Source organism: Emticicia sp. 17c, assembly GCF_037153985.1.
GTDB lineage: Bacteria > Bacteroidota > Bacteroidia > Cytophagales > Spirosomataceae > Emticicia.
In genome coordinates, this window is record NZ_JBBAYI010000008.1 from 1 (window position 1) to 11670 (window position 11670).

The 11670-nt window shown below is 44.8% G+C and carries 11 protein-coding genes; 5 read left to right on the forward strand and 6 right to left on the reverse strand.

All coding sequences use genetic code 11. From position 1 onward, the window contains the following. Window positions 1–1944 (reverse strand): hypothetical protein (locus WAA15_RS15515; RefSeq protein ID WP_337043710.1); only part of this gene is annotated, 1944 nt, incomplete at its 3' end. Between WAA15_RS15515 and WAA15_RS15520 the strand changes: the two genes are divergently transcribed. Then, the gene (locus WAA15_RS15520) at window positions 1826–3172 is read left to right on the forward strand and encodes a 3-coathanger stack domain-containing protein (protein WP_337043711.1); all 1347 of its coding nucleotides are present in this window, start codon (window positions 1826–1828) and stop codon (window positions 3170–3172) included. The two genes, WAA15_RS15515 and WAA15_RS15520, sit on opposite strands and share 119 nt — an antisense overlap. Window positions 3173–3229: 57 nt before the next feature. On the opposite strand, the gene WAA15_RS15525 is transcribed toward WAA15_RS15520, so the two are convergent. The 4 genes from WAA15_RS15525 to WAA15_RS15540 all read right to left on the reverse strand — a co-directional run bounded on the left by WAA15_RS15525 (window position 3230) and on the right by WAA15_RS15540 (window position 6600). Continuing rightward, the gene (locus WAA15_RS15525; RefSeq protein ID WP_337043712.1) at window positions 3230–3940 is read right to left on the reverse strand and encodes a DUF4386 domain-containing protein; all 711 of its coding nucleotides are present in this window, start codon (window positions 3938–3940) and stop codon (window positions 3230–3232) included. Window positions 3941–3990: 50 nt separating this feature from the next. After that, window positions 3991–4659 carry a porin family protein gene (locus WAA15_RS15530; protein ID WP_337043713.1) on the reverse strand — a complete coding sequence of 223 codons (669 nt, stop codon included), beginning with the start codon at window positions 4657–4659 and terminating at the stop codon, window positions 3991–3993. A 140-nt stretch (window positions 4660–4799) separates the two neighbouring features. Then, entirely contained in the window at window positions 4800–5495 is a 696-nt protein-coding gene (locus tag WAA15_RS15535) for a LytR/AlgR family response regulator transcription factor (RefSeq protein ID WP_337043714.1), read from the reverse strand. Further along, window positions 5488–6600 carry a sensor histidine kinase gene (locus WAA15_RS15540; protein ID WP_337043715.1) on the reverse strand — a complete coding sequence of 371 codons (1113 nt, stop codon included), beginning with the start codon at window positions 6598–6600 and terminating at the stop codon, window positions 5488–5490. Before WAA15_RS15540 ends, WAA15_RS15535 begins: the two co-directional genes overlap by 8 nt. A gap of 360 nt (window positions 6601–6960) precedes the next feature. Here WAA15_RS15540 and bla point away from each other — a divergent pair, with 360 nt between their 5' ends. Continuing rightward, window positions 6961–7719: a subclass B1 metallo-beta-lactamase gene (gene bla, locus WAA15_RS15545; protein WP_337043716.1), complete on the forward strand. Its 759-nt coding sequence runs from the start codon at window positions 6961–6963 to the stop codon at window positions 7717–7719. Between the two features lie 131 nt (window positions 7720–7850). Here bla and WAA15_RS15550 read toward each other — a convergent pair whose 3' ends face one another. Further along, entirely contained in the window at window positions 7851–8687 is an 837-nt protein-coding gene (locus tag WAA15_RS15550; protein ID WP_337043717.1) for a ceramidase domain-containing protein, read from the reverse strand. A 138-nt stretch (window positions 8688–8825) separates the two neighbouring features. Here WAA15_RS15550 and WAA15_RS15555 point away from each other — a divergent pair, with 138 nt between their 5' ends. The 3 genes from WAA15_RS15555 to WAA15_RS15565 all read left to right on the forward strand — a co-directional run bounded on the left by WAA15_RS15555 (window position 8826) and on the right by WAA15_RS15565 (window position 11608). Continuing rightward, window positions 8826–9632 (forward strand): sulfite exporter TauE/SafE family protein, encoded by an 807-nt coding sequence (locus WAA15_RS15555; protein WP_337043718.1) that lies wholly within the window; start codon window positions 8826–8828, stop codon window positions 9630–9632. A 92-nt stretch (window positions 9633–9724) separates the two neighbouring features. Beyond that, a complete protein-coding gene (locus tag WAA15_RS15560) occupies window positions 9725–11149 on the forward strand; it encodes an MBL fold metallo-hydrolase (protein ID WP_337043719.1) in 1425 nt (474 codons plus the stop codon). Window positions 11150–11308: 159 nt separating this feature from the next. Beyond that, a complete protein-coding gene (locus tag WAA15_RS15565; protein ID WP_337043720.1) occupies window positions 11309–11608 on the forward strand; it encodes a DUF202 domain-containing protein in 300 nt (99 codons plus the stop codon). Window positions 11609–11670: the final 62 nt, after the last annotated feature.

An 11670-nucleotide genomic window follows, 5' to 3' on the forward strand; every position in this document is an offset into this window, starting at 1 on the left:
CACGCTTACGGCAAGCGGTTGCGCAGGAACCGTCACATGGTCGAATAGCAGCACCGGAACGAGTTTAACGCTTTCTTCGGTGGGAACATACAGCATAACGGCAACTTGTACGGTTGGTTCTTGTACCAGTCCAGCAAGCACGGCAGTAACGGGTTTAGAGATTGTAACGCAGCCGACAGCACCAACCATCAACGCACCAAATCCGAAAGTAGTTTGCGCACCAAGTACGCTCACACTTACGGCAAGCGGCTGCGCAGGAACCGTCACATGGTCGAATAGCAGCACCGGAACGAGCTTAACGCTTTCTTCGGTAGGCACATACAGCATAACAGCGACGTGTACGGTTGGCTCTTGTACCAGTCCGGCGAGTACGGCGGTAACGGGTTTAGAAATTGTGACACAGCCGACGGCTCCAACCATCAACGCACCGAACCCGAAAGTGGTTTGTTCACCAAGTACGCTCACGCTTACGGCAAGCGGTTGCGCGGGAACCGTCACATGGTCGAATAGCAGCACCGGAACGAGTTTAACGCTTTCTTCGGTAGGCACATACAGCATAACGGCAACTTGTACGGTTGGTTCGTGTACCAGTCCAGCAAGTACGGCAGTAACGGGCTTGGAGATTGTGACACAGCCGACGGCTCCAACCATCAATGCACCGAATCCGAAAGTAGTTTGCGCGCCAAGTACTTTAACTTTAACAGCAAGCGGTTGCGCAGGAACTGTCACATGGTCGAACAGCAGCACCGGAACGAGCTTAACGCTTTCAAGTGTAGGCACATACAGCATAACGGCGACGTGTACGGTTGGCTCATGCACCAGTCCGGCGAGTACGGCGGTAACGGGTTTAGAGATTGTGACACAGCCGACGGCCCCAACCATCAACGCACCAAACCCGAAAGTAGTTTGCGCACCAAGTACGCTCACCCTTACGGCAAGCGGCTGCGCGGGAACTGTCACATGGTCGAATAGCAGCACCGGAACGAGTTTAACGCTTTCTTCGGTGGGAACATACAGCATAACGGCAACTTGTACGGTTGGTTCTTGTACCAGTCCAGCAAGCACGGCAGTAACGGGTTTAGAGATTGTGACACAGCCGACGGCCCCAACCATTAACGCACCAAATCCGAAAGTAGTTTGCGCACCAAGTACGCTCACCCTTACAGCAAGCGGTTGCGCGGGAACCGTGACATGGTCGAATAGCAGCACCGGAACGAGCTTAACGCTTTCTTCGGTAGGCACATATAGCATAACGGCAACTTGTACGGTTGGTTCTTGTACCAGTCCGGCAAGCACGGCAGTAACGGGTTTAGAGATTGTAACACAGCCGACGGCCCCAACCATCAACGCACCAAACCCGAAAGTGGTTTGTTCGCCAAGTACGCTCACGCTTACGGCAAGCGGTTGTGCGGGAACCGTCACATGGTCGAATAGCAGCACCGGAACGAGTTTAACTTTATCAAGCGTAGGCACATATAGCATAACGGCAACTTGTACGGTTGGCTCATGCACCAGTCCGGCAAGTACGGCGGTCACAGGCTTAGAGATTGTGACACAGCCGACGGCCCCAACCATCAACGCACCAAACCCGAAAGTAGTTTGTTCGCCAAGTACGCTCACGCTTACGGCAAGCGGTTGTGCAGGAACCGTCACATGGTCGAATAGCAGCACCGGAACGAGCTTAACGCTTTCTTCGGTAGGCACATATAGCATTACCGCAACTTGTACGGTTGGCTCTTGTACCAGTCCGGCGAGTACGGCGGTAACGGGTTTGGAGATTGTAACACAGCCGACGGCCCCAACCATCAACGCACCAAACCCGAAAGTGGTTTGTTCGCCAAGTACGCTCACGCTTACGGCAAGCGGTTGTGCGGGAACCGTCACATGGTCGAATAGCAGCACCGGAACGAGTTTAACTTTATCAAGCGTAGGCACATATAGCATAACGGCAACTTGTACGGTTGGCTCATGCACCAGTCCGGCAAGTACGGCGGTAACGGGCTTGGAGGTAGCCGCTCAACCTTCTGCAATTGCTAATAATACTGGCCCTTATACTATCGGGGCAACAATTGCGCTGACGGCTTCTGGTGGAAGTACCTACGCATGGACAGGCCCTAATGGTTTTAGCAGTAATCTGGCTGCGCCAACCATTGCAAATGCAACGGCCGATAATAGTGGCATCTATACGGTTGTGGTTTCTAACGGAACGTGTTCGGCAACTGCCACTACCCAAGTGCTTGTCAATGGTACAAGTCCTTGTAATCAGCTACTTGAATATCAACTTGTGAAGGCCGGAAACCCTTACCAACCCTTATTCGGTATTACTGACGGAATGTCGATTAACCAGCTAGCCTATCCTGTCTCTATCGTAGTGGTTCCGGTTTGTCCTACAACAATCATCGAAAGCCTTAACATGGTGCTTCAGGGGCCTTCAAACAGTATTACCATTATTCAGAGTGTTTCACCGTATGCCGTTTTTGATAACCTCGAAAACAATGTTTACGGACGAGAATTGGCTCCGGGTACTTATACCCTAACCGTAACCGGCTATACTGAAGATAACCTGCAAGGCAATGTTAACTATGGCCCTGTTACTACTACCTTTACTATTTTACCTAAAACTGTTACGATTAGCGCACCTACGGCTTCAAAATCGGTAATTTGTAGCGGAAGCAGCATCGATGTGAGTTTCACCACAACAGGCTCTTTCAATATAGGTAATCAGTTCAGGGTAGAGTTGTCGGATGCCAACGGTAAATTTGGCAGTGTGGCAAATGTTGGCAACCAGCCTGTGAGCAGCAATGCCATTGCACCAACTTTAATAGGGGCAAGCAATACTGCCGGAACAATCAGTTGCAGTATTCCGCTTGGCGTAGAAGGAGGAGAGAATTATCGGATAAGAGTGATTTCGACCGATGGCGTAAGTGTCAGCGAGGTAAGCACGAATGCACTTACCATTTATCCGAAAAATCTGGCATTGGGTAGCCCGACAGACGATTACAACAGCAATGTGGGTGTTAAACAAGCGTCACAGAAAATTACAGCAACCAATAAAATCAATAATGCTGGCGTAGTAAGTTATCAGTCTGGCCTGAGTATTGAGCTGCAACCCGGTTTTGTAGCCGATAGCGGTACGGTTTTCAAAGCAACAATTGAGGGATGTAATAACTGATAAACCCTATTGAGTAAATACAAGCAAAGCGCACAGGGTTCTAGTGCGCTTTGCTTTTTATTTTGCATTCAGCAATGGCGACGAAGCCTTAAAGCCTTTAAAAAGCAGATAAATGCCCAACGAAAACTCGAATACTGCCACCATAAGGGCCGACAATCCCGCCAGCGGAGAAATTCGGTCTATCAAGCCAAATATTAGTGCAAAGTAACCCGCCAGCAGAGGTAAGCCTCCGGCAATGCCTATCAGGGCAAGAAAACGTGGCACCAGCCCCGACCGATAGAGCAGCAAACCCAACAGTAAATCGTTAATAGCCGGAATAAAGCCTTGCCCTAATACAAAAATACGGTCGTATAAAATAACAAGTGTCTGGGCAACAGGCAATGCCTCGGCTCCGGCCCCTGTCTGGCGTAAACTTACTACCCCTAGTAATAATGCTACTCCTGTAAACATAGTACCGGCCTCTAGTATACGAGCAGCCACAAGACCCATTGCCAGACTTTCGTTTTGCTTCCTGAGCAAAGGATACAACACAACAGCCGTAATAATGCCACAAAGTGCTACTACAATTTCTGAAATGCCACCTATAATAACGCCATTGTCGTTACCATTACCAAGCAGATACGCTGGCTCATGAATGGGGCCGTATAAAAACAGCGTTGGCACCGACACAAAAGTTAAAAGATAAAACAAACCTGCGGCTCGTGATATGTTACGATGTTGGGGCAACAAAGTGTTTGGCAATAGATGCCCCGTGGTTTCGATATTCATCTGATAAAGAGGTAAAAACTGACCTGAATAAATTGTTTTTGTGGCATGGCTTATTGTTTATGCAAGGCTTTGGAGAAAAACACACTAACCATTAAGCCCCTGTTATAGATTTCTTTGCTGCGCGAAACATTGGTTAAGCCATAGTTATACCTGATGTCAAGCGCGATTCTTTTTTGTTTGATTGGAAACGCCAGCCCTGCGCCTACCTGAACGCCTGCTTCAAAACGCTTGAATCCGGCAGCCGAATTGTCAAAAGAAATCTTGTTCGATACTTCACCTATGGTATTCTTGCCACTCAGGTTATAGGCCACCGAAGGGCCTGCGTTTAAATAAACCTTACCCAGATGCAAACGAGCCAGCACGGGTAATTCGAGTGTGTTGAAGCGTAAGCCTGATGCCGCGGCACTCCACGGGTTATTTTCTTTGAGCTTGCCGCCTTTGCGCATAAAATACAGTTCGGTTACGAGCGAAAAACGGTGAGTAATACCCGACTGAACCGATACGCCTGCCTGTAAGCCATTGGCCGCTTCTTTGTAGTCGGCCAATGTGCTGTTTGCGGCTCCATAATTGAGGTTGGTACTAGCTATGTTTACCATCAGGTCGATATAGCTTTTGACTTTCGGGCGTTTGTCTGTGGTAGTTTCCTGTGTTTGGGCAATGGCCAGAGTCGATACGAGCATAAGGCTCAACAACGCTGTTACATGTACTTGCTTTTTCATAATTTGTTTCACTTGATTATTAATAAATAATTGAATGAAACAAAAGTACAGGGCTGCCAGAAGGTGGGCAAAACCACTATGCAAAGCCAGAGGGGATGTCTGCCAATGCCTGATTTTAATCTGCCAGATGAAACCCAGTTTTAGAGCTTGCTGTTAATGCGTTGAAGAAATGCCTCTTTGTAGGTTTCAGAAACAGGTATTAGCTGATTGGCAATTTTTATTCTGCTGCGCTCAATAGATTCTATCTTGTTAATGGCTACCATGTAAGATTTATGCACGCGGCATATCAGGTTGGCGGGTAGTAGTTGTTCAAGCTCGCCGAATCCCTGAAGGGTCATTATTTTCTTGTGTAGGGTATGAATACGCAGGTAGTCTCTCATACCTTCGATATATAGAATATCGTTAAGCATGATTTTTTCGAGCCGGTTTTCGGTTTTGACAAAAATAAAATCGGGTTTCGCTTCTTCGGCCCGATGGCTCAGGTTCTCCTGTGCTTTATTTACAGCCTGTAAGAAACGATTAAACGTAAAGGGTTTCAGCAGGTAATCGGTTATACTTAATTCATAGCCTTTCAAGGCGTATTCTTGATAAGCCGTAGTGATAATGACCTGACTGCCGATTTTTGAACTCTCAAGCAATTCAATGCCCGACAGTTCGTCCATGTTAATATCCAGAAAAAGTAAATCTACCTTGTTGTTATTTAAAAAATCCAGCCCTGCCAGTGCATTGTCGAAAGTTGCGGTCAGGTTTAAAAACGGAATTTTCTGGATAAAACTTCGGGTTTTGTCCAGTGCCAGCGGCTCGTCTTCAATAATGATACAGGTAAGTTTACTCATAGGGTATATTTAGGTTAATGCTGTACAAGTCATCGGTTTTGTGTATGGCAAGCGTATGCCTGTTATTGTAAATAAGTTGAAGCCTCTTTTCAATCAACCCATTACCGAGGCCCCCAACGGAGTTGCCACCAATGGAATTGCCCGCAATGGAGTTAGTGTTTATGGGCTGTTTTGTTTTTTGTCGGGCATCAATTTTATTTTCACATATCAGTTGTATGGTTTCGTTGCCAATCACAATACTGACGGTAATGGCGTTTTCCAGTTTTTTGTTGCTGGTATGTTTAAAAGCATTCTCGATAAATGGAATAAACACCATCGGGGCAATATGCTTGTTACCTGCCTGACCGCTTATGGTTAGCTGCACATAGTTTTGGTTAGAAGTACGTATTTTTTGCAGGTCGATGTATTTTTCGATGTATTCAAGTTCTTTAGCTAGCAGAATTTTATCTGTTTTTGTTTCGTAAAGAATAAACCGCATAATATCAGAGAGCTTGTTGAGGTACTCCGAAGCAGCCACGGCATCTGTTATAATGAGCGAGTCGATGTTATTAATGGTATTGAAAAGCAGGTGGGGGTCAAGCTGTAATTTTACCAGAGCCAGTTCCATTGCATGGTTTTTTTCTTTCAGGGCTTCTTTCAGTTTCATTTCGTTGAGCCAGCTTACAAAGCCTTTTATTATCCAGCCTACTATGCCGCAAATCATGCCGATGATGGTCATAACGATAATGGTCGATAAGGCCGTTGACCTGCCCTTTCTGCCACCTTCGTCCATGTCGGCCACCTGCCCTGTTTCAATAAAATACCGATGCAGAATATACCCCGCAACCGCAACCATAACCGACACACCAACACCCGCAATTAATGCCTGTATGTATTTTCTTTGCTGGATATACCGCCGGAAAAGCAGGAAATAATACACATAAAAACAAACCACCGAAGGAATAAAAGCAAACAAAAAAATATTCTTAAAGGCATTCATAGTGCGGGCCATTGGGTTAATAGCATTCATGTCAGTTCTGGAATAAACTGCCAGAACAATGGCTACCATTAAGAAATAAATGAGCCATACCCCCAGATGTAATAAAACCACAATCGATTTCTTCATGATTTAAAATTACTGATTAAAAGAACAATCTCTTTCAGACCATTCCAAAAAAAATATGCAAAACTCCGCCTGCAATCTGCCAATGGCGGTATATACGCTTTTACTGATTCGGCCCATGAAAGCACAGGAAGTTTTTGGGCTTGCTGAAACACATAAAAACCTATGACAGAAACCATTTTTTTGCTCCAATTTTAATCCCGTTCAGGTAAAAAATAGTCACAAAATAAGGCTCTATCAACTATTTAAAAGATAAAATTTATAGTGTTTGGTAGGCCGTTTATTATTCATTAGCTTTGTATTCGGCCTTGTTTATGCCAGTAAATGAGGGTTTTAAAACACTAAAGAAAATATCCAGACAGAATGAAATCCATCGTAAAAACGCTCTCGGTAATTGTGCTTTCCGTAACAATTTTTAATTGTATTGCCCAGAAAAAACACACATTTAAAGCTAAAGAAGTTTACAAGTCGAAAGACCTGATTATCAACCAGATTGCCGAAAATTCTTTTCAGCATATCTCGTTTCTGCAAACCAACGATTTCGGGAACGTTCCGTGCAACGGGCTAATTGTGCGCAACAGCAACGAAGCCGTTATTTTTGATACCCCCAGTAACGACAAAAGTTCGGAAGAGCTAATTAAATGGGTGAAAGAATCGTTGCATTGTAAAATAAACGCCATTATTCCAACCCATTTTCATAACGATTGTTTAGGAGGGCTGAAAATATTTCATGCCAGTAATATTCCTTCTTATGCCTATTTCAAAACCATCGAACTGGCAAAAGAAAACAACTATACTGTGCCAGAAAACAGCTTCACAGATTCGCTTGTGATAAAAATGGGTAAGCAATACATAACTGCCCGATTTTTTGGCGAAGGGCATACAAGAGATAACGTTATCGGGTATTTTCCTGCCGACAACGTAATGTTTGGCGGGTGTTTAATAAAAGAAGTAGATGCTACCAAAGGGTATCTGGGCGATGCCAACACGGCTGCGTGGTCGGGTACGGTCGAGAATATCAAAAAGCAATACCCTAACGTAAAAATTGTGATTCCCGGGCATGGAGAATATGGCAACGTGCAATTGCTCGATTATACCATTAAGCTATTCAGAACCCAGTAAAAGCATTTTACTAAAATGCTTGTTAAAAGCCGCCCGTGCCAGACCAAAAGGTTTGCCGAAAGGGCGGCTTTTAGTTTTGCAGCTACCTTGTAGTTTTGCCAGCAAGGGTATTAGTCTGTTATCTGTTTAGCCTATTTGTTGCTTAGGGTTAGGCTACCGAACCTGAAAAACGCATAGCTACAAAAACTACTCAATGCCGTAAGCAAATGCCACACCGCATGACCCTGATACCACGAGTAAGGGTCACAGCCTTTTTTCTGCACATCAAGCGTTCGTATTTTAATGGCAACCACAATCAGCACAAAACTTAGTATAGCCAGCACAAGAGAACGCTCTTTTCTGAACTGAAAAAAGTTAATGAGGTTCATGGCGGTGAGGGCTAAAATCATGGCGGGTAACAAAACCGAACTCGAAACCAGCAAAGCAATTTTAAAAAAAGCCATAATTACTAGCACCAGCACACCCGCCCACACATAACGGCCAGTAGCTGAAAGCCGTATTTTATGAAAAATATGATACACCCCAATGCTTAAGAGTGTGATTGAAACGCCATAAGTGCCGTTCATGTCAACCCGTTGCCCTGCGTAGGTAAGCGACGCATGAAAAAAAGCACTGCCAAAGCCCAGATAAACAAAATAAATGCCCATCAGGGCCGATAATAGCGGAAATTGCTGCATTCGGTTCATCAATTCGGCAGACTGGTTTTTATAATCTGCGTAGGCAAGTTGTATAATAAAAACCCCAAAAAAGAAATATGCCAGATTAGAGTACGTATTCATGGGCTGATGAAAAAACTTGTCGGTATGGTTAAACTCGCAGTATTCGACCGTTAATGCCGATTTGCTGACAGCCATGCCCTGCCAGACTTGCGCCGACACGAAGGCATCGAGGCACACCCACACCACCAGCATGGCTGCCGTAAAACCAACCGACCTCATTAATAGCCTCAGAAGTAAATGTTTGGGCATAGCAAAGAAACCTGTAATGTATGTGTTGAAAAGATTTTTACCTTATTGCCTGTCTTTTCGGGCCTGTGTAACAATTATCACAGATAGCAACAAAGCAGCATTCTACTTTTGTAGCCTCTAATTAAACGCTATTAAAGTATGAATGCAAGCGAAATCGTAGGGTTTTCATCGTCTGTTCTGATAGGAGTAAGCCTCGGCCTCATTGGCGGCGGCGGTAGTATCCTTACGCTCCCTGTGTTAGTGTATTTACTAAATGTAAATCCGGTGTTATCAACCGCTTATTCACTTTTTGTTGTTGGCACAACCTCGTTGGTAGGGTCGGCCAGTTACATGAAAAAACGCCTTGTCAATTATCGGGCGGCTCTTGTGTTTGCCATTCCGTCGTTCATTTCTGTGTTTCTGACACGCAAATATCTGGTTCCGGCCATCCCTGACCCTATTTTGCATCTGGGCGGTTTTGCTATCTCAAAAAATGTAGGAATCATGGTGTTCTTCGCCCTCATTATGCTTGCGGCTTCTTATTCCATGATAAAATCGAAACAAGAAGAAAAAACCGACGACGAACAGGTGCTAACGTTCAATTATCCGATGATAGCCCTCGAAGGTGGGCTGGTGGGTATCCTGACGGGCATTGTAGGGGCTGGCGGTGGTTTTCTGATAATACCTGCGCTAGTGCTTTTTGCCAAACTCCCCATGAAATCGGCCGTGGGTACATCGTTGCTTATTATTGCCGCCAAGTCGTTAATTGGCTTTCTGGGCGATTTGTCCAACCTTGAGGTTGACTGGGTTTTTCTGTTTGAATTTACAACCCTTTCAGTGGTGGGCATTTTTGTAGGCTCGTACCTGTCCAGATTCGTTACAGGGGCAAAACTCAAAAAATCTTTTGGCTGGTTTGTGCTGGCTATGGGAGCATATATTATTATTAAAGAGTTGATTCTGAAATAGTTGCAAATTTTTTTGCTATGTAATAAATGTCACAGAGTTTCAGAAAACAACAATATAAATTTGTCATATAATTATTAAAAACCTTATTAAAGATGTTTTTTCAACACGTATACGATAAATCATTAGCCCAAGCAAGCTACTTTGTTGGTTGCCAGAAAGCGGGCGTTGCCATAGTAATTGACCCTAAAAGAGATATTGATACTTATCTGGAAATTGCTCGCCAGAACAATATGCGCATTACGCACGTAACAGAAACGCATATCCATGCCGATTTCCTTTCTGGAGCGCGTGAGTTAGCGGCGGTTACGGGTGCTACCCTTTACCTTTCTGAGGAAGGCGGCGAAGGCTGGTTATATGAGTTCGACCACGTGGGCCTGAAAGATGGCAGTATCATGACCGTCGGGAATCTTAAAATTGAAGTATTGCATACACCCGGGCATACACCCGAAAGTATCAGTTTCTTGCTGACAGATACCCCCGCCAGCCCTGAACCCGTGATGTTGTTTACCGGAGACTTTGTGTTTGTAGGAGACATCGGCCGCCCTGATTTGCTCGAAAAAGCCGCCGGAATGAAAGGCACGCAGGATGCAGGAGCTTTACAGATGTATAAATCGATTCAGCGGTTTAATGCCCTGCCCGATTTTATTCAGGTATGGCCAGGGCATGGCGCGGGGTCGGCTTGTGGAAAAGCATTAGGAGCCGTGCCGAGTTCGACCGTAGGGTACGAGAAAATCAGAAACTGGGCTTTTCAGTATGACGACGACCAGAACGGTTTCGTGAAGTATCTGTTAGCCGACCAGCCAGAGCCGCCCAAGTATTTTGCCATGATGAAAAAACTTAACAAGGTTAACAGACCCTTGCTTACCGAAGTGCCTGTGCAAAAGAAACTAACGGCCGAAGAAGTAAAACAGGCAATGGCACAAGGTATAAAACTGATAGATACCCGCAACAAAACTGCGTTTACCGCCGGTTTTGTGCCAGATAGCATTAATATTCAGGGGAATAACTCGTTTGCTACTTGGATGGGCTGGTTTGTAAACTACGAAGAGCCTTTTATGCTCGTAGCTGACGATAACCAGATTGATGACCTTACCCGTAAACTGATGCGTATCGGGCTCGATAACGTGCTGGGGTATATAACTGACGTAGATACGCTGGGTATTGAATTAAAGGAAAGTGCTGTAATCAGCCTAGATAAATTTAAAGAACTGCTGACCGACGAAAACGTGCAAGTGATAGACCTGAGAGGGGCAGCAGAATTTAAAAATGGCCATGTGGCAGGTGCCGAAAATGTGTTTGTCGGCACTTTGCCACAAAACCTCGACAAAATAAGTAAAGAAAAACCCGTAGTTATTTATTGTCAGGGGGGCGACAGAGCCGCCATTGGCTATTCGATACTGGCAAAGAACGGTTTCAGCAATATCAGCAATTATTCGGGTGGTATGAATGAATGGGTAAACAAAGGCAACCCCCTTGTAACGGGCCAACCAACAGAAGTGTTTTGTGAAACATTGTAAATATAAGGCGGCTCCCTCATTGTCGGCTGATAATGAGGGAGTTTTGCATTTATAAGAAACCAATTCGGGTCTGTTAATGCCCAGAAACCTACAAACAACCAAGAAAAGCCTTTGTGTTTGATGGTTTACTGTGTAAATTACCAGATAAATGTAGTAGTAATGAAAAAAGAAAACCCAATTAATAAAGACCTGATATTAAGAGAACGTCTGGCAATACAGCGCACTATTCTGGCCAATCAATCTACATTTCTGGCTTTTTTGCGCACCTCCATGTATTTTTTAATAGCGGGTTTATCTATCGAAAACCTACTCAAGACCGACATCCGGTATCAGTATGTATTCTTTGGCTTTGCGCTTGTGTTGTTTGTTTACGGAGTTATCAATTACTTTATTCACCGCAAGAAAATAAACCAGAACAGGGTTCATATCGGAAACTTTCAGGACGATTACCTCCAGTAAACACGTTGGGTGGTCTTTTCTGTTTTACTGCACATAACTTTTCTGGCTTCGACTTTTAATCT